Origin of the sequence: Colwellia sp. MB02u-10 (assembly GCF_014077185.1) — a bacterium.
GTDB lineage: Bacteria > Pseudomonadota > Gammaproteobacteria > Enterobacterales > Alteromonadaceae > Cognaticolwellia.
This window is the reverse complement of sequence record NZ_JACGVK010000135.1, coordinates 78,374-99,943: the sequence shown is the minus strand read 5'-3', so window position 1 is coordinate 99,943 and position 21,570 is coordinate 78,374. Positions and strand designations below refer to the sequence as shown.

21 protein-coding genes and 1 pseudogene are annotated in these 21,570 nt (G+C 36.8%); 6 read left to right on the top strand and 16 right to left on the bottom strand.

Annotated elements, in window-relative coordinates:
* Nucleotides 1-106 precede the first annotated feature (106 nt).
* The 4 genes from H4J59_RS16210 to H4J59_RS16195 form a co-directional block, all read right to left on the bottom strand.
* Nucleotides 107-562 carry a hypothetical protein gene (locus H4J59_RS16210; RefSeq protein WP_182241055.1) on the bottom strand — a complete coding sequence of 152 codons (456 nt, stop codon included), beginning with the start codon at nt 560-562 and terminating at the stop codon, nt 107-109.
* A 115-nt stretch (nt 563-677) separates the two neighbouring features.
* The gene (locus tag H4J59_RS16205) at nt 678-1,901 is read right to left on the bottom strand and encodes an ectonucleotide pyrophosphatase/phosphodiesterase (protein ID WP_182241054.1); all 1,224 of its coding nucleotides are present in this window, start codon (nt 1,899-1,901) and stop codon (nt 678-680) included.
* A 197-nt stretch (nt 1,902-2,098) separates the two neighbouring features.
* Complete coding sequence (locus H4J59_RS16200; RefSeq protein ID WP_182241053.1) at nt 2,099-2,656, bottom strand: phosphoribosyltransferase; 558 nt, start codon at nt 2,654-2,656, stop codon at nt 2,099-2,101.
* Nucleotides 2,657-2,947: 291 nt separating this feature from the next.
* A complete protein-coding gene (locus tag H4J59_RS16195; protein WP_182241052.1) occupies nt 2,948-4,126 on the bottom strand; it encodes a tetratricopeptide repeat protein in 1,179 nt (392 codons plus the stop codon).
* Nucleotides 4,127-4,355: 229 nt separating this feature from the next.
* Between H4J59_RS16195 and H4J59_RS16190 the strand changes: the two genes are divergently transcribed.
* The 3 genes from H4J59_RS16190 (at nt 4,356) to pepE (ending at nt 7,422) form a co-directional block, all read left to right on the top strand.
* Nucleotides 4,356-5,252, top strand: coding sequence for a hypothetical protein (locus H4J59_RS16190; RefSeq protein WP_182197696.1), 897 nt, complete (start codon nt 4,356-4,358; stop codon nt 5,250-5,252).
* A gap of 877 nt (nt 5,253-6,129) precedes the next feature.
* A complete protein-coding gene (locus tag H4J59_RS16185; RefSeq protein ID WP_182134746.1) occupies nt 6,130-6,546 on the top strand; it encodes a type II toxin-antitoxin system HicB family antitoxin in 417 nt (138 codons plus the stop codon).
* Between the two features lie 138 nt (nt 6,547-6,684).
* A complete protein-coding gene (gene pepE / locus H4J59_RS16180; RefSeq protein ID WP_404852031.1) occupies nt 6,685-7,422 on the top strand; it encodes a dipeptidase PepE in 738 nt (245 codons plus the stop codon).
* Nucleotides 7,423-7,984: 562 nt separating this feature from the next.
* On the opposite strand, the gene H4J59_RS16175 is transcribed toward pepE, so the two are convergent.
* The gene (locus H4J59_RS16175) at nt 7,985-8,476 is read right to left on the bottom strand and encodes a hypothetical protein (protein ID WP_182197691.1); all 492 of its coding nucleotides are present in this window, start codon (nt 8,474-8,476) and stop codon (nt 7,985-7,987) included.
* Between the two features lie 782 nt (nt 8,477-9,258).
* Here H4J59_RS16175 and H4J59_RS19875 point away from each other — a divergent pair.
* Nucleotides 9,259-9,411 (top strand): annotated as a pseudogene (locus H4J59_RS19875) (IS3 family transposase); the annotation flags it as partial.
* Between the two features lie 425 nt (nt 9,412-9,836).
* On the opposite strand, the gene H4J59_RS16170 reads toward H4J59_RS19875, so the two are convergent.
* From H4J59_RS16170 to bioB, 6 genes are all read right to left on the bottom strand, one after another.
* A complete protein-coding gene (locus tag H4J59_RS16170; RefSeq protein WP_182183596.1) occupies nt 9,837-10,400 on the bottom strand; it encodes a YSC84-related protein in 564 nt (187 codons plus the stop codon).
* Between the two features lie 414 nt (nt 10,401-10,814).
* A complete protein-coding gene (locus tag H4J59_RS16165; protein WP_182241050.1) occupies nt 10,815-11,333 on the bottom strand; it encodes a hypothetical protein in 519 nt (172 codons plus the stop codon).
* A gap of 278 nt (nt 11,334-11,611) precedes the next feature.
* On the bottom strand, nt 11,612-12,289 hold the full coding sequence (gene bioD, locus H4J59_RS16160; protein WP_182241049.1) for a dethiobiotin synthase: 678 nt from the start codon (nt 12,287-12,289) through the stop codon (nt 11,612-11,614).
* A gap of 93 nt (nt 12,290-12,382) precedes the next feature.
* The gene (bioC, locus tag H4J59_RS16155; RefSeq protein ID WP_182241048.1) at nt 12,383-13,168 is read right to left on the bottom strand and encodes a malonyl-ACP O-methyltransferase BioC; all 786 of its coding nucleotides are present in this window, start codon (nt 13,166-13,168) and stop codon (nt 12,383-12,385) included.
* A complete protein-coding gene (locus H4J59_RS16150; protein WP_182241047.1) occupies nt 13,168-14,331 on the bottom strand; it encodes an 8-amino-7-oxononanoate synthase in 1,164 nt (387 codons plus the stop codon). Before H4J59_RS16150 ends, bioC begins: the two co-directional genes overlap by 1 nt.
* Nucleotides 14,332-14,336: 5 nt before the next feature.
* A complete protein-coding gene (bioB, locus tag H4J59_RS16145; protein WP_404852030.1) occupies nt 14,337-15,317 on the bottom strand; it encodes a biotin synthase BioB in 981 nt (326 codons plus the stop codon).
* 234 nt (nt 15,318-15,551) lie between these two features.
* Between bioB and bioA the strand changes: the two genes are divergently transcribed.
* Nucleotides 15,552-16,856: an adenosylmethionine--8-amino-7-oxononanoate transaminase gene (gene bioA / locus H4J59_RS16140; protein ID WP_182241045.1), complete on the top strand. Its 1,305-nt coding sequence runs from the start codon at nt 15,552-15,554 to the stop codon at nt 16,854-16,856.
* A 40-nt stretch (nt 16,857-16,896) separates the two neighbouring features.
* Here bioA and H4J59_RS16135 read toward each other — a convergent pair whose 3' ends face one another.
* Nucleotides 16,897-17,265: a hypothetical protein gene (locus H4J59_RS16135; protein WP_259369572.1), complete on the bottom strand. Its 369-nt coding sequence runs from the start codon at nt 17,263-17,265 to the stop codon at nt 16,897-16,899.
* Between the two features lie 139 nt (nt 17,266-17,404).
* Here H4J59_RS16135 and asnS point away from each other — a divergent pair, with 139 nt between their 5' ends.
* Nucleotides 17,405-18,805 carry an asparagine--tRNA ligase gene (gene asnS, locus H4J59_RS16130; protein ID WP_182135719.1) on the top strand — a complete coding sequence of 467 codons (1,401 nt, stop codon included), beginning with the start codon at nt 17,405-17,407 and terminating at the stop codon, nt 18,803-18,805.
* A 496-nt stretch (nt 18,806-19,301) separates the two neighbouring features.
* Here the strand turns inward: asnS and H4J59_RS16125 are convergent, their stop codons facing one another.
* From H4J59_RS16125 to H4J59_RS16110, 4 genes are all read right to left on the bottom strand, one after another.
* A complete protein-coding gene (locus tag H4J59_RS16125) occupies nt 19,302-19,853 on the bottom strand; it encodes an HPP family protein (RefSeq protein ID WP_182241043.1) in 552 nt (183 codons plus the stop codon).
* A gap of 49 nt (nt 19,854-19,902) precedes the next feature.
* A complete protein-coding gene (locus H4J59_RS16120; RefSeq protein ID WP_182241042.1) occupies nt 19,903-20,190 on the bottom strand; it encodes a type II toxin-antitoxin system RelE/ParE family toxin in 288 nt (95 codons plus the stop codon).
* A complete protein-coding gene (locus H4J59_RS16115) occupies nt 20,187-20,468 on the bottom strand; it encodes a type II toxin-antitoxin system Phd/YefM family antitoxin (RefSeq protein ID WP_182241041.1) in 282 nt (93 codons plus the stop codon). Before H4J59_RS16115 ends, H4J59_RS16120 begins: the two co-directional genes overlap by 4 nt.
* A gap of 764 nt (nt 20,469-21,232) precedes the next feature.
* The gene (locus H4J59_RS16110) at nt 21,233-21,508 is read right to left on the bottom strand and encodes a hypothetical protein (protein ID WP_182241040.1); all 276 of its coding nucleotides are present in this window, start codon (nt 21,506-21,508) and stop codon (nt 21,233-21,235) included.
* Nucleotides 21,509-21,570: the final 62 nt, after the last annotated feature.

The following is a 21,570-nucleotide window of genomic DNA, read 5'->3' as shown; positions in this document are numbered from 1 at the left end:
GTGTAGTATAGTTTGACAGGCAATACAGCTTATTTTCCATCCTATTGAAAAGTTATTTTAAAAACCTAAATTTTTATCGGCTATGTAGTAAGTGCAACCAGATACACTATGGGTAAACGTCAAATAAAGTAACTTTAGCGTTTGCAATAACTAAGCTAATTACATCACCGTAATGAAGATGTTCAATGAATGGCGCGAGTAATTCAAGTTGATTTATTGGCTGTAAGTGCTCTATTTTAGTATCAAGTTGCGGTTGATAAATTAGCGCAGGATAAGAGGTAGAGTTCGTTAAAATATGACATCGACAAAACTTGAAGTTTTCTGCGGGTATATTTTCATGCCATTTTACTTGCTTAAAATAGTCATCATAAAAATTCAGGGCAATTGCACGACAGTTAAATTGAGCATTTATTGTGGCGAGATAATATCCGTTAAGATCCAACCCCAGCGCTTGAAAAAATGGTAACTGTGCGCTGATAGTGCCACTAGGGAATCTAGGGTCATTTGCACGACCTGACGCAACTTGATGCCCTTTCACCACAGTAAATTTAAATATCGCCATTTTTGCCTTTTTATTTAGCTTGAGCTTGGCTTACTGAACAAAGTGAAACTGACTAGCTTAACTAAGTTCTGTGCTTGCATCACTAGTAAGGCTATTTAACCGTTTACTTAACTATTTACTTTACCATTTGCATAACAACTTGCTCAGCTACTTGATAGTTACCGTCAATATTATCGACATCTTTTAGCCCTAGTGCTCGAGTAATAATAGGTAATACATGTATGTTCTCAAACGCTGCAGTTTGCTTGTTTTTACTAAATGCAGGTCCCGTTGCGATAAAAATAGCCTCCAGGTCTTGAGATGACTTTGGATCGTAACCGTGTGTTTCTGCTTTGATATTCGCCTTACCTTGACTAAAAACGTAGGATGGCAATGCTTCAATTATCACATCAGGTACTACCGCTTTTTTTTGATTTAAATGCCAATGGGCTGGGAAATTAAGATATTCGTAAACACGATATTGGGCCTGTTTGTTCTCGGCTTGAGCATTGGCTTGGGCATGATTAAATAGCTGAACACTTTGCTGTAATTTAATCTCGTTATCGCTATACAAATATAATTGCGTGGAGCCATTAATGGCTTTTACACCCTCGATAATATTTTCTTGCCATTTTATAACGTGGTGTTTATTAACTTTAGTCATACCATGATCTGACACAATCACTAAATTAACCTTTCCCTTAAATTCCTGATTAATTTGTTGGACAAAATCTCCAAGTAAAGCATCAAGTTTGCTAATAGCATCAATGAGTTGTGGAGAGTTTTCACCAAATTCATGACCTGCATCATCAACACTGGCAAAATAACCCGCAATAAAATTTGGTCGTTCGGATTCAGGTAGGCGTAACCATGCCAGTATTTGCTCAAGCCTTTTTTTATTCGGAGTGGAATGCTTATAAGGATAATAATAACTAGCTGTTTTATTATCTATGGCTGTCTCAGATTCTGGCCAAAAATAAATCGCCGATTTATTGCCCTGCATTTCATTGATATGCCAAAGAGGATTGGCAGTTAACCAGCGGGCATCGTTTTTTCCATCACCCAATTTATAGTCTTTATCAATATCTCGATGATAAAAGGTATTATGCACAATACCATGATTTATTGGATAACGACCTGTGATAATACTTAAGTGATTTGGAAAGGTTTTACTAGGATAAACCGGTAACAAAGCTTTGGCACTAGTACCCTGCTGCATGAGCGACATTAAAGTTTTAGGTTGGTATTGTGCTATGTAACGTTGAGCAAAACCATCGATAGATAATAGTACGAGCGGCGTTTTAGCCCAACTAACAGAGGAAAAAAAACAGCCCAAAAGTATTAATGCTTTTAGATTCATTCGACACAACCAGATTAAGTTCGCTTTAATTTTAGACTGTGTAAGATAAGGTAATAACAAATTTTTTACAAGCGGGTAGCTTAAGCTTTTTGTCTTTACGTTAGACGAATGAATGTTTCACTCTGGCTATTTCGTTTATATAACAACCAACACAGGTGAAGACCGTATGCTAGTTGTTTTAACTGATCAAATAACGTCTATGTGAATAAGTCTAAAATATTGACCAAATCTTTTTTACCATGGGCTATTTCATCAGGTGTTAAACCTGATAATTCATGTGGAAACACTAACCATTCTGTTGATTCATGAAGATAATAATCAGGCACTAAATCCACTTTGGAATTTGTGGGTTTATACCAAGGACATGCGATTCTGATATCTTTTGGCATATTATTGCGGGTTAACTTTTTCATTTGAGCTATTAACGCTTCAATGCTTCGACCAGAATCGAAAACATCATCAACAATTAACAGTCCGTCATCGGCATTGGCATTTTCAATAATATAATGTAAACCGTGTACTTTAATTTCTTTGCTTTGTTGGTTTATACCGTAATAAGAAGACGTGCGAACCGCTATATGGTCAGTTTCTACTTGTTTAAAGTCAAAGTATTCTTGTACTGCGATGCCAATAGGTGCACCACCACGCCAAATTCCAACAATAAATTGTGGTCTGAAACCGTCTTCAAAAACTTTCGCAGCAACACGAAATGAATCTTCAAGCAACTCTTGCGCTGTTATAAATCGCTTTTCCATTGATGAGCTAACCTCATTAAATTAATTTTTTGTTGAGGGGCATTATAACGTGTTTTTTACTAGCCAGAGTAGCCCAGTCGACTTATTTATATATTTTGAGCCACAAAACTGATTTTCAGAAAGATAACAGCAAAGGCGATAATAAAACAAGGGTGCTTATTCAGCTACCTGCATGATAAAAAACAAACGTAAAGGTGGTCAGCAAGATACTGTAAACTGGCTACTATATTTCAATATCAACTAATCCAAATAAGCCTAGTAAAGCACAGGTTATTATTTTAATATCAAGATTTACTCTTTTTGATTTAAAATAGTTAACTTCACTAAGTATTGCTTATCGAGTTGAGCGAGATGATTTTTTGCCATGGCTTTTTTGATGTAGCTTTTCGCCTTTCCTACCTCATCCAACATATAGTAAACTTTTGCTAAACCAAAATAAAATTCATGAATGTTTTTATTAAGTTTTATCGCCTTTTTATAATGATTTATCGCCTCTTTATAAGCGCCTTGATAAAATCTCTCATCACCAAGTAAGCCATAATAATAAGGATTATTTGCTCGCTTGCGCATAATATAGCTGTCTAGATGTTTCGCTTCTTCATACAACCCGTTGGCATGTAATAACATACTCAAATTAGCCATCGTGGTTAAATTATTATGGTTTAAACTTATCGCGTATCGGTAAGTGTCAATCGCACTTTGCTGATAACCATTAAAACGATATAAAATACCTAAGTTACCCCACGCTGAAGAAAAAAGAGGATCGACTTTGGTGGCTTTTTTTAAATAAGCATAAGCCGTAACATAATCACCATTAACCATGGCAGTAGCGGCTTTATTATTGTAAAACATTGCCAGCACGGTGTTTTTATTTATTTTATGTTTTTCAAAGGGCTGTTTATTTACAAAAGGGTCGAAATCAATTTCAATACTTGTGCGCTGAAAAAGTACCCTTTTATCAGGAGATTTTTCATCCAAAACAGTGAGATTAATATGACCAGTAAGCATATTAACACGACCATTACGCACCCAGTATTCAGGCACGTCAACACGTTGAAATGCAACGCTTAGCTTCGCCTCTTGGGCTATCGCATAAGCCATAATGGTTAATGATAAACAATTAGCCGCTTGGTTTTTAAATGCTTGGGCAGCAATAACATTGGCACCAGACTCATAAGCTAAATTTATGTCTTCAGGACTAAAAAAATGCTGAAGTAGTTTGGTCGCTTTTTTGCGGGTATTACGCTCTAAACTAATACTTTTTGCCATAACTTTCATCTCGGCACTTAAGGCAAATATTTCTGTGTCAGTTTCTATTAAAATATCTTTATAGCCGATAAATTTATCATCTAAAAATTCACTAGCTTGGCTATCGCCAAGATAATAGTTTTGTAATGTATTACCTGACTGGCAGCCAGTTAATAAGATAAAGGTTATGCCTATAGCGCAGAATATTGGTGGTTTTTTCATCTATACTCCAAGACAATATCAACTTAGATATACTTTAAGCATATTACTTATTATGAAATTTAGCCGTTTTTTACCTTAGATTAATAAAAAATTACACTTCATTAATCGACATCATCACTATATTGAGTTGCCAATTCAAAGCCTTGCCTACAAATGGACGAGTAATTTTTTTTATTCCCTGCTATGCTTCGGCTTAATTAACTTGCTAAATTTTATTGGTTTTACATTTATGAAAAAAACACTGGCCGGATTTTTTACCGGAAGTGCTATTGCCGTTATCATAATCATAGCTACCACGAGCTATCAGTTATATAAGAACAAATATGCCACCATTGACGCTCAACTAAACGAAATATCAGGTATTGAGTTTGATAAACACAATAAACTGTGGGCAATTAATGATGGTGGCGACCAGGCAAAGTTATACCAGCTAAATAAAACAGGTGGTATTGATAGAGAAATCACCATTACTAACGCTAAAAATATTGACTGGGAGGATATGACTCAAGACGATTTTGGTCATTTCTTTTTAGGCGACTTTGGAAATAATGATAATCTGCGTAAGTGGTTAACGATATATAAAATTGAAAACCCCATCGATATAAAAGGTGAAACGACGCAGGCAGAAATTATTAAATTTAATTATCCTGAACATACCAGTTTTCCACCTAAAGCCGATGAAATGGTATTTGATGTTGAAGCTTTTGTTTTTTATAAAAAGTACCTTTATTTATTTACCAAAAACCGTACCGTACCTTTTAACGGTATAACTAGCTTATATAAAATTGGCGCTTACGCGGCTAATCATGATGCAGAAAAAATAAGTAAATTTAAAACCTGCACTATTGCCGAAAAACTCTGTTGGATAACGTCAGCTGCTTTAAGCCCTAGCAAGAAAAAACTGGTACTGCTCGACTCACAACGCATTTGGCTGTTTGAGAATTGGCAAGGTGATGATTTTTTCTCTGGAGATAGGTATCGCATTGATTTAGGTATTGTGACGCAAAAAGAAGCGATAACCTTTCTTAATGAAGAGGTTATTGTCTTTACTGACGAAGAGTTTTTCGGTATTGGCAGGAACGCCTACGAAATAAACCTTAATGATGTCGAAAAACATAAATTTTAAGCTTTAATTGCTCAACTTTAAGCATTAAAAATGAGCGAGTTTTTCTATTTATGTGGTAATCCCGCCATGGTGCATAACACACGAGATGTATGACTTGAGCTAGGCCTTAAAAAACACTTAAGACGCGCTTTGGAACATTTTAGTTTTAAAAACTATTACTAAAAAATATAGGTAGTTGCTCACTCAGCATAATTAAAACAGGGTCAAAATCTCACCTAGCAAACGAGTTCATTGGGTCAGTAATTGGCTTAATAACCTGACAAAATGAAAAATTTTCATCTCATCATATGATTACTTTTAATATAAAACTAAATTTCTCACTACCTACCACGATTAAACGCTAAATTTTTTCGGATAATTCTCTGGTTCAAAAGCCATCAACCAACTCATTTATAGCTCTTTTAATCGTCAACTTTATTAGTCAGTTTTTATCATCTTATAATGATATTACCCTGTGCTAATTCAAGCAAAAACGCACCAGTAACAGTAACAGTAACAGTAACAGTAAATATAAAATGTCATAAAAGGCCGGTACTACCAACTCAGCAGTAAAATCAATCATTATTGCTGAAATTATTTCACTACATTCTTGCACCCAATAACCCTATAAATAACTTTTTTTTTAAATGTCAGATTTTATTAAAAACATAATGAAAAAACCCATGATAAAAAAATCATCTCAGTTGATAGACAATATTAAGGTAAGTGAATAATCACACCGTTAAATCATAGGGTTATTGGAGTTGTCTTTTTTCGATCGAAAGGAGTTACCAGGGTTACTACTATCTTATTCACGGTAACCCTGAGGGTTATCTATACATTTACAGATGGGGGTGTTGGGGTTATGCTTAGTAAAGATAAGATAGAGGACAAAGCTATGAAATATCCAGTCTTGGTTTTACGCAATAACGATGATAAAAATTACCTGCTTTCAGTTGTGGATTTACCGGGTTGTCAGGTAAAAGCAGCAACCATTGACGAGGGCTTTTTATTATTAAATGTCGCCATGATTTCACACTTAAACATATTGGTTGAATACGGTGAAAAAGTGCCACAGGCAAAAACTATTGAAGAGCATATGTTGTTATCTACTGCCGCCTCACCTATTTGGGCCATGCTGGATTTTGACATTGTCCCCTACATGGGGAAAAGCCATAAAATCAATGTAACCTTACCTGAACTATTAATAAAACAAATTGATGATCGGGTGGCTAAATCTTCAAATTACAAAACACGCTCTGGTTTTATTGCCATGGCATGTTTAACAGAGTTAGCTAATACTAAACACAATTAAACGACTTCAAACTAACGTTTGAGGTCGTTGTTCTGGCTGAGTTATATTGAGTATAAAAACCAATGATGGTTAAAATTCTCCTTATAAATCAAGTGATATGATACCACTTAATGAATTGAAAAGGCTAAAAAATTGACTATTGAAAATGCAAACTTACTACTACTAAGTAGCTCTCGTGTTGGTGATACAACCTACTTAAAACATGCATTGGCCTTAATAAAGGCAAAGCTTATGGGTGTTAATGAATTATTATTTATTCCTTATGCCGGTGTGACAGTCAATTACGATGACTACACGGCAATGGTGCAAAATGCATTAACTGAGCTAGGCATTAAAGTAACCGGTATTCATCAGTATGCTGACCCCGTCAGCGCAATTAATGCCGCGCCAGCAATAGCGGTTGGTGGTGGCAATACTTTTAATTTATTGCATCAGTTATATCAAAACAAGTTAATTAAAGCCATTCAAAGCAAAGTAGCACAAGGCACGCCTTACATAGGCTGGAGTGCAGGTTCAAATATTGCGGGACTTTCTATTCGCACGACAAATGATATGCCTATTATTGAACCTGAAAGTTTCAATGCTCTGCAACTTGTTGATTTTCAGCTGAATCCACATTATACCGACTATAACCCTCCGGGTCATAATGGCGAAACTCGTGCACAACGTTTAGCCGAATTTATGGTGCTAAACACGACTACACCCATTGTTGCGATTGTCGAAGGAACCGCGTTAGATATTAAGCAAAATACCATTAAGTTAGTGTCGGGCTTATCTGATACAAAAGGCTCAGCAACTACAGCTAATGGGTTTTTATTTAAGGCAGGTAAAAAAACTGTTATCACCACTGAAGATAACTTAGATTATCTTTTATAAATTATAAACTAGATATAAGTGATGTATGTCATATATGTGATCTTCAAATAAAGCTTACTAAGTTGAAGCTAGCAGTGATTTTCGCTGTAGTGGCATAATTAATTTTGCCACTACAAAGCGGTCGCCACAGTGGTTATTTGTCGTAATATATTGTCTTTCTAAAGATTCTAAGCACTAAATTCTTAACAAACCAGCACTAGACTTATCGACAAAACCTTGAATCACTGTTGCCAATAGATTTTCATATCTATATAGGTAATCCAATACCCGTCATGTTCATTCCCATAATGCTCTAAGCAATGAAGCATACATTTGAATACGTTTTGTATGTGTTCACTTGGTAGGCTCAAGTAAATTTTAATGGTTATACTCTGATTATAAATTATTTTGCATTGGTTATATTTCTTAGCACTTGAAGCGGCTAACTTCAGGTGTTTGAGACAGCTAGGAACTTGAAAAATAAAGCTATAGAATGATATTTCTACCACTAAATCAGCAAGTTCCTATGAATAAAGGAAGGTATACTAACGTTTATGTTTACCCAGTTCCTGTCTCCTCTGCACTATTTTCCATCATCATTATCATCGTATTCATGTGATTTATCTTCCTCTGCATTATGATTCATCATTTGCTCCATCATCATTTGCATCATGTTCATGTGATTTTCCATCATGCCCATACGTTTTTCCATACTCATTTCTTTACTCTTGTTCATTTGTGCCATGCCGCCTTTGTCTCCCATCATGTCACCTTTGCCGTTCATCATATGCATGTCTTTTGGCATCATCTCCATGTGCTGTTTCATCATTTCCATATGTTGCTCCATCAATTCTAGATGTTTATTTGGATCCGTTTCTTTTTTAATCTTTTCCATCAATGATTGCATCTCTTGCATATTTTGATGCATTTTCATCATTTGCTCATGACTCATCATTCCCATCATGCTGCCCATCATCTTACCTTCATCTTTCATTTCAGCTTTATGATTATCAAAGGCAAATACCGGTGAAGCCAATACACTTGCTATAACTATTGCTTTAATTACTGTTTTCATGAGTTCGTCCTTTTTTCATTGTTGTAGTATTAAATTTTTTCATACCAAATTTAGAGTCTGCTTAAGGTTATTATTCAATTAACGATAGTGAACAATCTTAAAGCTTTACTACTTCCTTCTTTCCTCACATTGTTATCTATTAATAGCAGTAGTTATTAATAGATAATTAACGTCCTGAAACTTTGTGATAATTTACTATTTCTACGTCAAAGTTCGTTTATTGTTTTAAGTGGTGTTGCTTTTAACTGATATTGCGTTACTTCTCTTAGGCTGAATCACCATTAACTTATTTAATTTTTTTATTGGTTTTTAACCATAACCAAGTTTAAATTTCAGTATAGCGTTGCCAAAAACTTATGCTCACTTCTTTCCAATGCAATCAGTCTAAGCAATAATTAATCAACCGCTCCTAGTAAGAAAAATAATTCACTCACTTGTGATTGCTGCCAAAATTCTTTCCATTGGTATCAACATGGGTGTTTTAGCTTTGTATGCTATATGTTCTTGGCCAATTTATGAGGGCTAAGTAACGGTAAAACCCATGACGCAATTACATCCTGATTGCCAACACGAGCGAAATTCCTGAATATGAAGGTTCTCTTATTAACCCTTAAGTTTTCTTTATAGTTACGGTTGTGGACTGAAGCATAGGTCATGGGATATAGAATGAAAGTGCAATTTTTTTGATGCGTTAACAGTGACTATTTAGCAACTACAAGACAAAGAAACACAGATAGTTAACTTAGCTGAGGGAGTAATATGTTAACCACAAACATTGTTGATTGCTCAAATCTCATGGGTTTATGGATAGCAATAAGTAAAAAATTTGATGTTGGAATAATGTCATTGCTGAAATTTTATTTAATAGTTTAAAGCAGGAACGCCTTCGTTGGCAAAACCATGAAACACGTTACCAAACACAGCAGGATGTGCTGAGTTAAACAATAATCTAGTACGACAGCCTCTGACTGCATTCTTATCTGGGTTATCCTAGGTTATAAAAGTCCAAATAAATTTTAATGATTAATTAGAGTATTATAAATGATTACTTAACTGAGGTAGTTGAATCAGTCAGACCATGCCAGCCTAGTAGGTTTAACAGCTACGTGGGGCAAAAAAAAGATGACAAAATTAATTTATTTATGACTGAATTTTAATCCAAGGTAAATTTTCTGCTTATTAGCACGTACGGACAGTTTTTACTTTGCAGATTGATTTTAAAAGAAATTTTTAACTGCCGGTACTTATAACAGATAAAGCAAAATCATATTCAAAGGTCCCTTTGTATTCAAAAAAATGCCCCTGTAACCGTTTTTGTTATAGGGGCAAAAAAATATACTAGCGAATGCACTAAATAATTTTAATTTAGCTCACTATCCTTCCAGAACTTAGTTCCTTTAATCGTAGCTTGTAGTGCTAAACCATTTTCGGTGAAAGTGTATACGGTAACGTCACCATAATATATTTCACCTTCAACTGATGCACCCTTATTACCTGCTTTTGCGGCCGCATCTGCATTACCACCAAAGGTCCAACCTTTATTAACAAAGTTGTTCATTGCTTCATTGGTATGAAAAACCATTACGATACGGTAGTCCTTAACACCAAGTCCTAAGCCAACGCCTCCTTCAGCCATATTCATATAAATATATTTACTTGTGTTCATATCTTTTACGACGCCATAACCTGTACCTGCTGCGATCAGTATCAAATTCACATTGGCATTAGAAAATACCGCGTAACCTGGAGCCGCGTTTATTTGTGCGCGAGTGTCGGGTTTATTAGCAAAAAGCTGGGTTAAGACATTATCTTTCATGGTAAGTATCTCTTGCTGCTTTTCCATTTTACTACCTGTCCCCATGGACGCGCACGCCACTAAGGTAAAGCAAAGAATTAGACAGGTTAAATTTTTAATCGATAACATTTTTTATCCTCTTCATTTCAAGTTTATATAACTTAACCTTATGCTATTTTAATAACATACAACGTTATGTTTAGTATATGATTTCAATTAGTGTCCGTAAAATGCGACACAGACTTAATATTAATAATATCACTATTTGGTTGATTGCTTAAATCCGTAATCGATGCAGGATCATAGACATCAGGATCAACTACACTAACAGAAAGGGCCAAAGTGAAAGCACCTGCAAGAATGCATGCGAAAAAATTGATAAAATCAAATTAGATACCCTTGTAACGGTAGGAAAGTAGGAAAGTCAAAGATATGGTATGACTTACCTACTAGCTATCAAATTGGTATTAGAATAGTTATTTGCCAAATACTGCTTAATTCTTTATTTCAAGCAGGCAGAATGGAGCTTATTTAAATACCAAGTTATTTTATCGGCACCATAATATGAGCATATGGAGTATCTCCCCACATAACAAATGGTCCTCCTGATTGAGGATCTCGAGTTATTCCTTTTAGCATTTCTTTGGGAACAATGATCATTAAGTGGGGACCAGTTTCTGTATAATCATGAGCCTTCTTATGATCAGGATGATACGGCGTCGCATTACTCACTCCCGAACCAATATCACCTTTTAACATGTATGAAATGCCAATTCCTTTCGCCTTAAAATCAGCTTTAGAACCAACCGCACTCATCATTTCCATCCAAAGGGCATCATTACACATAGGTGCTTTATCTCCTGGCATAGTGTCAGGCATACAAGTCCAATCGTTAGTACCTTTTTGTAAAACTTTTCCGTCTGAATCAAGGATAGTCGCTTGTTGACTTATAGACGGCGGTGCAGCGGCCATGGCCCGATTGATTTTGGTTTCGCTTGACTCTGCTAATACCGCAAAATTAACAGACAACAAGGATATTATTATAAGTATTGTGTATTTCATCTAATATTTTCCTTTTTTATCATCTAACGTTATAACTCAATAATTAAGTTACGAGCATTAAAGTATAGGTTAAAAAAAATCGTCGTTAATAATACCTGTAATTTTGTGCCTTGCTTGGTCGGTTCTTGAATAACAAGAACCGACCACTTTGTGGTGTTGGTGATTATAATGTGAGTTAATATCAAAAATTATCTACAATCATAAAACATCAATAAAAAATTAAATTTTCTTAGTGGGTTAGCCAATGTTTACTACTTATAAAAATGAACAGACAGACGTTAAATCAATGAGGTTAATAACCTAATATCTATTCGCTGCGCTGCTTTAGTTATATCTAATTCAAAAGGTAACTCTGCCAATTTAGGTATGGGTAGTAGTGTAGTCAACTCACTAATATTTTCCGCTAAATAAGGCATACTTTCTGGACAGTTAGCTATCCAGCCTACACAGTTTAGGCCATCAGCTACAATTGACTGATAAGTTAATACCGCATGGTTTAAGCAGCCTAGTTTCATATTCACCACAAGTACAACATCTTGACAACTTGCTTGTACGAACGCTGATAAATATTGCCCTTGCCCTAGCGGTAAACGCCAGCCACCCGCACCTTCACAAATAACAACATCAGCAGCTAATGCGGTAATTTTTTCATAGCCACGTTGAATATCTGTTAAGCGAATGGCTTGTTGCACCTGGGCTGCGGCTATATGTGGTGCAATAGGTAGTTCAAAAGCAATCGGATTAACCTGTGAAATAATTTGTTGGCAATTAGACTGTTTTAACAATAACAAAGCATCGTTATTCACTAACTGATGATTAATGCGCTCGCAACCCGCGGAAATAGGTTTATAGACCGCCACTTTTTTATTATTGGCCACTAAGGCATGTACAAGCGCTTGGGCTACGTAGGTTTTACCTGCGTCTGTATCGGTGGCGGTAACAAATAACTTTAACATAATAGGTCACTCTTAAAATTCAATCATTGTTTTTATGATGGGCTGTTTATCAGGTTCTTAGGCTTAATAAGACAAAAAGATCAGAGACAAGGCTTAGTCTTTTAATTTAACCACTAGCCCAGATAAAACTTTATAAGTAGCAGGATATATCCCACTGGGTTGCAAAATTTCTTGATAGTTTTGGATCATTTTTTGCCATTTATCTTTACCCGCAAGTCCTTTGCCCTGCTTTTTAGGCAGATGATTAGCGCCAAGGCTTTTCAACTCATGGGCTAAATGTAAAACATTTTCATACGCTAAAACAATATCCTGCTGCTTAGCGTGCAATAACTTTCGATCCGCGCCATCTAATAACGCTATAATTTCACTTTCTATTTTAAAATCAATTACGTGTTGGTCATTGTCAACCTGCGCCCAAGCAGACTTTAATTCAAATAAAGTCCCGTCAACTAGCGTACTAAAAGCAAACGAACCACCCGGTTTTAACACCCGTATTATTTCATTTAATACTGGGTCTAGCGGATCACACCATTGAATCATGAGGTTTGAATAGACAAAATCAATGCTGTTATCTTGCAAGGGTATTTTATAAGCGTCGGCTTCAAGCCAATGAATACGCTTATTGCGATTATCTTTGGCAAAGTGCAGCATTTTTTTCGATACATCTAAACCAATCACTTGTCGGTAACGACTTGATAGCAGCTCAGTAAAAAAACCTGTGCCTGCGCCCAAATCTAAGACGGTTATATCATGACTATTAGGTAACCATGGCATTAAATGCTGGCCACAATAACGTTGTAAACGTGCTGAAACATCATAAGAAGTCGTGGCCGAGCCAAAAGATCTCGCTATTTTAAAACGATTAGTCTTTTCAGACATTATGCGATAACCTCGTTAATACAATTAGCTAAGTAATTGATATCTTTAATTTCATGACTCGATGTTACGGTTACGCGTAACCTCGAGCTGTTTTTTGGAACCGTCGGTGGACGAATAGCACTGAGCCAAATACCCTTATCTCGAAGTTTTTGACAAACATCGAGTGTGGCCACTTCATCACCAATAACAATGGCGTGAATTGATGAGGCATTGTTAATAAGTTGAACCTTATGGCTTAATTTTGCGGCGAGTAATTGACTTAATTCGACAATTTTTTCTCGACGCCAATGTTCCGTTTGAATAATTTCAATACTCTTCTTTGTCGCCCAAGCTAAGGCCGGAGATATCGCAGTCGAATAAATATAATGCCGAGAAAAGTTAACTAAGTAATCAGCCAGTAATTCATCACAAGCAACAAAAGCGCCGCTCGTGGCAATACTTTTACCAAAGGTTGCCATCACAATATCAGGGGCTGCGATACTACTGCTACCTTGGCCTTTATCACCGACAACACCCATACTATGTGCATCGTCTAGATATAATAAAGCGTTATGTTGTTGGGCTATTTTCGCTAAATGAGTTACGTCAGCCTGATCGCCATCCATACTAAAAACACCTTCTGAGACAATAACTTGGTTTAACTCTTTACCGTCATCTTTAGCCTTAGCTTGGCCTTGCCTTAAAAAACTTTGTAGTTGCTCAGTATCGTTATGTAAAAAGCGCTTTACCTTTGCGTCACTTGATAGCGCACCATCAATTAATGACGCGTGACTGAGTTTATCTAAATACAGCTCGCAGCTTTTATGACCCAAGGCGTGCATAAGCGCGTTATTAGCGGTAAATCCACTGGCAAACAACAAACATTTAGCTTTATTAAGCCAATCACAAATATCGTTTTCTAGTGCTTGATGCGCATAAGAGTAACCGGTGATTAAACTTGAGCCACTCGCACAAGTACCGAATCGCTCGGCGCCAGCTTGCAAAGCTTGGTTAATTTTTGGATGATGATTTAAACCCAGATAGTCATTTGATGAAAAGTTTAAGTAACTTTTATGGTCAATTTTAACATAACGGCCATTTTGCTCAGCAACACATTGACGCACACGATAACGTGCGCGCTGTTTTTGTTCAGCAATAGTTGTAGTTAAGAAATCAAACGCCATAAATATTAATTAACCGCGTTATAAAATAGATCGCTATTTTTTTGATCAACCACAGCGGTAGTAATTTTTGCTTCGTCTGCTGCTGAACTGGCAATGGTTTCAGTATTAATACCTAAGCGGTTAAATAACATCATATCTTTATTGGCTTCAGGATTACCTGTGGTTAATAATTTACAACCGTAGAATATTGAATTTGCGCCCGCTAAAAAGCACAGTGCTTGCATTTGTTCATTCATCGCGTCGCGCCCTGCGGATAAACGCACATGGCTTTTTGGCATCATGATGCGCGCCACCGCAATACAGCGCACAAATTCAAAATGATCTAAGTCTTCAACATCAGATAACGGCGTGCCTTCAATTTTTACCAACATATTAATCGGCACACTTTCAGGTTGCGGTGAAAGGTTAGCCAATTGTGCCAATAATGACGCCCGGTCTTTACTTTCTTCACCTAAACCTACTATGCCACCACTACAAACCTTCATGCCTGAACTGCGTACATTAGATAATGTGTCTAAACGGTCTTGAAAAGTACGTGTCGTGATAATTTGATTATAATGCTCTGGTGATGTGTCTAAGTTATGGTTGTAGTAGTCCAAGCCTGCACCTTGTAACTCACCGGCTTGCTCAGCAGATAACATGCCGAGCGTCATACAGGTTTCAAGTCCCAGTGCTTTTACACCTTTAACCATTTCGACCACTGAAGGCATATCTCTTGCTTTTGGGTTACGCCAGCCAGCGCCCATACAAAAGCGTGTTGAACCTTGATCTTTCGCCGCTTGTGCCGCTTCAAGCACTTTACTCACTTCCATCAAGCGCTCTTTATCAATGTCAGTTTTATAACGGGCACTTTGAGAGCAGTATTTACAATCTTCTGGGCATGCGCCGGTTTTAATCGACAGCAAAGTGCTCACTTGTACTTCATTGGGATTAAAATTTTCGCGATGAATAACTTGCGCTTTAAACATCAAATCATTAAATGGCATGTCAAACAGTGCTTTAACTTGGTCTACTTGCCAGTTATGGCGTACTTCACTACTACCTTGGTTAATGTTATTAATCGCGGTATTAACCGTGGTATTAGCACTAGTTTCACTTACCGCTGATGTTTGCTGTGTCATAGTTATTCACTCGTTTGTCAATTGCATCTATTAATATTAATCGGTAGTCTATGCATCAACTCAAATATGTCAACAAAACTAACAAAGTAACATTTACATATGAACACTAAACAAACAGAAAGTCTTGAATTTGATAAAAACCACGTTTGGCATCCTTATACTTCTATGTCGAAGCCATTACCTTCTTATCTGGTCGAATCTGCCGAGGGTGTTCATATTACCTTGGCCAGTGGTGAGAAACTTGTTGATGGTATGTCGTCGTGGTGGTCAGTACTACACGGTTATAATCACCCCGAATTAAATCAGGCCTTAATAAAGCAAACTGAAAAATTTGCCCATGTGATGTTTGGTGGTTTAACCCACGAACCGGCAATTGAACTTTCCAAAACACTCATTGAACTGACGCCTGAGGGCTTAAATAAAGTGTTTTTAAGTGACAGTGGTTCGGTGTCAGTTGAAGTGGCGTTAAAAATGTCGATACAGTATTGGCACAGTAAAAATAAGCCTGAAAAGCATAAAATACTTACCGTTAGAAATGGTTATCACGGTGATACCTTTGCTGCTATGTCAGTATGCGACCCCGTTAATGGCATGCACCAGTTGTTTGAACCTGTGTTAATGAAGAATTTATTTGCTCCCGCGCCAAAAACTCGCTTTGATCAAGCATGGGATGCTACCGACGTTGAAGCGTTAACTGCCATGTTTGCACAACATCATCAGCAAATAGCGGCCTTTATTATCGAGCCAATAGTCCAAGGTGCGGGTGGCATGCGTTTATATCATCCAAACTATTTAAAAACCTGCCGTAAACTTTGTGATCAATATAATGTTTTAATGATTGCTGATGAAATTGCTACAGGCTTAGGCCGAACTGGCAAGTTATTTGCGTGTGAATGGGCCGATATTAGTCCTGATATTATTTGTCTAGGTAAAACCCTCACCGGTGGCTACATGACACTGGCAGCCACCTTATGCACTGATGAAGTGGCTAATACTATTAGTCATGGTGAAGCGGGCTGCTTTATGCACGGACCTACCTTTATGGGTAACCCGCTAGCTTGTGCCCTTGCTAACGCCAACCTTAAAATATTGAAACGTAATCAGTGGCAACAACAAGTAGCTGATATTGAGCAGGTTTTTAAGCAAAAATTATTGCCTTTAAAAAATCATCACAGGGTTCAGGATATAAGAGTGTTAGGCGCTATAGGGGTAGTTCAAAGCACTGAGCATGTTGACATGGCCGAGATTCAAAAGCGCTTTGTTGAGTTGGGCGTATGGATACGTCCCTTTGGACAACTTATCTATATTATGCCGCCATTTATTAGTGATAAAACACAACTCAGTTTACTGATCAATGCCATTAGTATTGTATTAGATGAAGATAAGTGTTTTAAGCGCAACTAACCCCCTTGTTAGCGCTGCGCTATAAAATAAGGTTGGCGACTTAATAAAGTTGTAGCAATATAAAGCTGACCCAGGCGATGGTAATCACAAGTAATAATAAAATATTAAAATACTTACCATCGTTTTTACGCCGACTACGGTAATGATCAATGATTAAACAAAGATAACTACTTAAGGCACTTAGCAATAAAACAATGTATAAATAACCGGTCAGTGGTGTAAGCCAAAGCTTTCTAATTTCAATATTATGGTAACGCAAAATGCCATAGTCGACATCAGGTGCCGCATAATAAGAAACAATGATAGCGCAAACAAACAAGCTCCAACCAAGGATAGCCAATACTCTTAACGCATAAGTCCATAAATCAGCCGCATTCCTGCGCTCTTTCCCCGATATTTGATACTTCATACCGCTTTTCATCCCTAATTTTAAATTATTTTTTTATAAAGACCCGATTTAAAAATTTTTACTTGTTAAACCTTACAAGCAAGGTAACATAGCACCCCTTAAAATTTGAGTACATTTTTGACAAAAAAGAGGTTTGTAAATGTCAGTCATTGCCATTACTGATATCTTGGCAGGAAAATATCCTGTTAATGAATCAATTACTATCCATGGTTGGATCCGCACACGTCGTGATTCAAAAGCAGGTATTTCATTTTTAGCGGTACATGATGGTTCATGTTTTGACGCTATTCAAGCAATTGCTCCGAGCAATTTGGATAATTATCAGACTGATATATTAAAACTTACTACAGGTGCTGCAGTAAAAGTTACCGGTATTTTAGTTGAATCTCCAGGTAAAGGTCAGTCGTTTGAGCTACAAGCAGAACAGGTAGAAGTGTTAGGCCTTGTTGAAGACCCTGATACCTACCCAATGGCAGCAAAGCGCCATAGTATCGAGTTTTTACGCGAACAAGCACATTTACGTCCACGTACTAATATAGGTGGCGCAGTAGCACGTGTGCGCAATACCTTGGCACAAGCAGTACATCGTTTTTTACATAGCAAAGGTTACTTTTGGATCAGCACACCATTAATTACTGGTAGTGACTGTGAAGGCGCGGGTGAAATGTTCCGTGTTAGTACGCTTGATATGGAAAACTTACCGTTAAATGATGAAGGCAAAGTGGATTACAACCAAGACTTTTTTGGTAAAGAAACTTTCCTAACCGTTTCAGGTCAGTTAAATGTTGAAACTTATTGTTGTGCGCTGTCTAAAGTGTATACCTTTGGCCCAACATTCCGTGCTGAAAATTCAAATACGACTCGCCATTTAGCTGAATTTTGGATGATCGAGCCCGAAATTGCTTTCGCCGATCTTTCTGATGCGGCTGATCTTGCTGAAGAAATGTTGAAGTATGTTTTTCAAGCCGTGCTTGATGAACGCGCAGACGATATGGCTTTCTTTGAACAACGTGTCGATAAAACGGTAGTAGAGCGTTTAAACTCAGTGATCAACAACGACTTTGTGCGTTTAGATTACACTGACGCGATTACCATTTTGGAAAACTGTGGTAAAAAGTTTGAAAACAAAGTGGCTTGGGGCGTTGATTTAAACTCAGAGCACGAACGTTATTTAGCTGAAGAGCATTTTAATGGTCCGGTAGTGTTACAAAACTATCCGAAAGACATTAAGTCATTCTACATGCGTTTAAATGACGATGGCAAAACCGTTGCGGCTATGGATATTTTAGCACCCGGTATTGGCGAAATCATTGGTGGTAGCCAACGTGAAGAACGTTTAGATGTGTTAGATAAACGCTTAGCGGAAATGAATTTAGATCCAGCAGATTACAGCTGGTATCGTGATTTACGTCGTTACGGCACAGTGCCACATTCAGGCTTTGGTTTAGGCTTTGAACGCTTGGTAGTTTATGCAACTGGCATGCAAAACGTGCGTGACGTGATCCCTTTCCCAAGAACGCCTAATAACGCGGCTTTCTAAGTTAGTATCATGCAAAACTAAAAAAACCCTCAATTGAGGGTTTTTTTATTTACAGTTAACTTACCAACCATACCCACTACCTATAAACTTACCAGCTAAAAACATTTTGATGTACCTATACTAATGTTGTTATAACTTAATAACTTTCGAGATGAATGATGTCAGTCCTAGCAACCATTCATGCAGTTTGTTTGAGTATGTTTCTCATAAACCTCATAAAGTTTATTTTCTAGTAAATGAATAAAAGGACAAATACGAATTCGTTGAAAATGCCGTCAGCTATAAAGAAGACTAATACAAAAAAATTAACAATAACAAAAAGCCAAATAGCCCACCGAGCATCTTTAACCAATTAGCATAATTTTGACTCTCAGAGTGCATCACTTTCCCTAATTACCAACGCCCTGTTAACAGGCAATCGTGGTTGGCTAAAATAGCGACGAAGGAGCAAAAGCCAACTGTATTTTGTCCTTGTTTAACAGTTTGTTATGTGTATTTAAAGCCAATACTTAGGGTAATGCCGCTTTGTGTTATTTGACAAATTATTTATAAACAAAGCAATTATTAATAATATTATTGCTCCTGTAGCAATTGGTGTTACTACAAACATATAACCCGTATTATGCAATTCTGAGCTACCAATAACAGCTATAAGAGCCGTTGCACCTCCAGGAGGATGCAGTGTTCTAGTAAAATGCATAGCAACAATAGAAAAAGAAACAGCTAATGCCCCAAGTATAGTGACATCCAAGGGGAAAAACTTAAATATGGATACGCCAATAAATGCAGATATAATGTGGCCTCCTAGTAAATTCCTTGGTTGAGAAAAATCAGCATCTGGAGCACCATAAATTAATACAGCAGAAGCTCCAAAAGATCCGACTAAAAATAAACTATTTAGCACATTGACTTGTGACAATTCACTTACGATTGAAACCAAATATATTCCTATAAAGGCTCCGAGCCAAGACCATAATATTTTAGTAAAAGGCTTTCGTGCAGGACTTAAGCCTCCTCCCTGCATTTTTTTAAAAAATATTTTTAGCATGCTACAACCTTTGATTTACACATAAATACCGCTTAAGCGTTTGTTATAGCTAAACATTATCCAAACCAAGCAACTGACGACTATTACGTAAAGTTAGTATTTTAATCTCAATATCAATTTTATAGATAATACGATAACTACCAAATATTACTTCACGATAATTTGAACCTAACAACTCTGGTACTTCTCGACCCAATTCAGGTTGAGAACCAAGTAAATCCGTACGATCAAAAACATCATTTACCCATTTATCTGCAGCGGATGGTTTATCAAGAGCAATAAACTTTGCTGTTGCTTCTAACGTTTCTAATGCTAATGGAGACCAAACTACTATCAAGACTTAATACTCTGCAATATTTTTGCGCGGGCATCGGAATTAGAAATACCTAATCCTGCAGAAAGTTGAGCTTCTGCTTTTTGTACTTCTTCAAGTAACTCAATTTTTTCCTGCATCGCTTCATATTCTGAGACATCAATAACCACAGCAACACCCTTTCCTCTTTGGGTGATAACAATTGGTCGTCTTGTTTCATTAATTTGTCGTATAAATGAAGCCGCTCCAGCTCTAAAATCTGATAAGGGTTGAATATCTTGGTCAAAATGAATTCTACTCATGGTGATACCTTTAGTTGTACTTAATATGGTACTGATTATAGTAATAACTAGAAATAAGCACAAGACTTTGATTTTGAGTTATTACAGCTTATTAGACATTAGAGGACACCCACTCCACATTCCCTTAAAGTTGTTTTACCACTCCCAGTGTGACCATAAACAGCAACTTGAATACCTAGGGTTTCTAAAGCTCGAACGACTCTTATGTTTATTTTATCTCGGTTAATAAAACTAATTCTGTCTGCTTTTGCGGGTGTGAAAACTTCTTTTAATGAGAACTGACCTGTAATTTGCCACTAAACTTCCTTATTTCTCTAACGGCCCTAATTTAATTGGCTAAAATTAGCGACGAAGGAGTAAAAACCAACTGTTTCTTGTCCTTTTGAATGACTCGTTATGCAGCGATTTCAGCAACTAATTTCAGCCAACACCTTTATTGACAAATAATTTTTTACATGCTATTTATTAATCTTTAAATCAGTCACTTGTGATTAAGGTTTAACATAAATTAACATAGGGAACATGAATTATGGCAGTAAAACACTCCCACGGACCTAGCGTCATACATCAAGGGAAAAAAGGCGGTTCTACTGGATGCGGATTTAGCACCACAGAAAACCCATCTCACTGGGCTGACACGCATAGTAAAATTACGTGTGATAAAAACGGCTGTAAAAACTAGCTGAATAACATTAGGGCTGAATTGTCCAGCCCTATCTCCAAGCTACATAACGCCCGCTATTTTTAGTCCTATTAAATTTCTGTTATGTACACTTATCACTTGAGTCATTGTTTAAGCTTCTAGTAAACATGCCCCCAAAAATATTTAAAATACCTTCAAGAATATCTGAATTCTGGTTGTTCTTAATTTTGTTTCCGTGAATGTCACTCTTGTTTTTATTCTCATGTCTTTCGGTTGCATTATCAGATGCGCCATCAACAAAATCACACACAACATTCGTTGGCTTAGTTGTGGAACAAGATCCCAAAAAAAGTGAGAGTGATATTATGCTTATTTTTACTGAAACTTTCGAGAACATACAAACTCCATGTGTACATAACGAGCTTGTAGAATAACTCGTTTATTATGAATTTCCCCCTA

Bases quoted from the DNA above. Each gene is read 5' to 3' on its own strand.
- H4J59_RS16210 (WP_182241055.1), bottom strand. From the start codon at position 562: ATGGCGATATTTAAATTTACTGTGGTGAAAGGGCATCAAGTTGCGTCA.
- H4J59_RS16205 (WP_182241054.1), bottom strand. From the start codon at position 1,901: ATGAATCTAAAAGCATTAATACTTTTGGGCTGTTTTTTTTCCTCTGTT.
- H4J59_RS16200 (WP_182241053.1), bottom strand. From the start codon at position 2,656: ATGGAAAAGCGATTTATAACAGCGCAAGAGTTGCTTGAAGATTCATTT.
- H4J59_RS16195 (WP_182241052.1), bottom strand. From the start codon at position 4,126: ATGAAAAAACCACCAATATTCTGCGCTATAGGCATAACCTTTATCTTA.
- H4J59_RS16190 (WP_182197696.1), top strand. From the start codon at position 4,356: ATGAAAAAAACACTGGCCGGATTTTTTACCGGAAGTGCTATTGCCGTT.
- H4J59_RS16185 (WP_182134746.1), top strand. From the start codon at position 6,130: ATGAAATATCCAGTCTTGGTTTTACGCAATAACGATGATAAAAATTAC.
- H4J59_RS16175 (WP_182197691.1), bottom strand. From the start codon at position 8,476: ATGAAAACAGTAATTAAAGCAATAGTTATAGCAAGTGTATTGGCTTCA.
- H4J59_RS16170 (WP_182183596.1), bottom strand. From the start codon at position 10,400: ATGTTATCGATTAAAAATTTAACCTGTCTAATTCTTTGCTTTACCTTA.
- H4J59_RS16165 (WP_182241050.1), bottom strand. From the start codon at position 11,333: ATGAAATACACAATACTTATAATAATATCCTTGTTGTCTGTTAATTTT.
- bioD (WP_182241049.1), bottom strand. From the start codon at position 12,289: ATGTTAAAGTTATTTGTTACCGCCACCGATACAGACGCAGGTAAAACC.
- bioC (WP_182241048.1), bottom strand. From the start codon at position 13,168: ATGTCTGAAAAGACTAATCGTTTTAAAATAGCGAGATCTTTTGGCTCG.
- H4J59_RS16150 (WP_182241047.1), bottom strand. From the start codon at position 14,331: ATGGCGTTTGATTTCTTAACTACAACTATTGCTGAACAAAAACAGCGC.
- bioB (WP_404852030.1), bottom strand. From the start codon at position 15,317: ATGCCATTTAATGATTTGATGTTTAAAGCGCAAGTTATTCATCGCGAA.
- bioA (WP_182241045.1), top strand. From the start codon at position 15,552: ATGAACACTAAACAAACAGAAAGTCTTGAATTTGATAAAAACCACGTT.
- H4J59_RS16135 (WP_259369572.1), bottom strand. From the start codon at position 17,265: ATGAAGTATCAAATATCGGGGAAAGAGCGCAGGAATGCGGCTGATTTA.
- asnS (WP_182135719.1), top strand. From the start codon at position 17,405: ATGTCAGTCATTGCCATTACTGATATCTTGGCAGGAAAATATCCTGTT.
- H4J59_RS16125 (WP_182241043.1), bottom strand. From the start codon at position 19,853: ATGCTAAAAATATTTTTTAAAAAAATGCAGGGAGGAGGCTTAAGTCCT.
- H4J59_RS16115 (WP_182241041.1), bottom strand. From the start codon at position 20,468: ATGAGTAGAATTCATTTTGACCAAGATATTCAACCCTTATCAGATTTT.
- H4J59_RS16110 (WP_182241040.1), bottom strand. From the start codon at position 21,508: ATGTTCTCGAAAGTTTCAGTAAAAATAAGCATAATATCACTCTCACTT.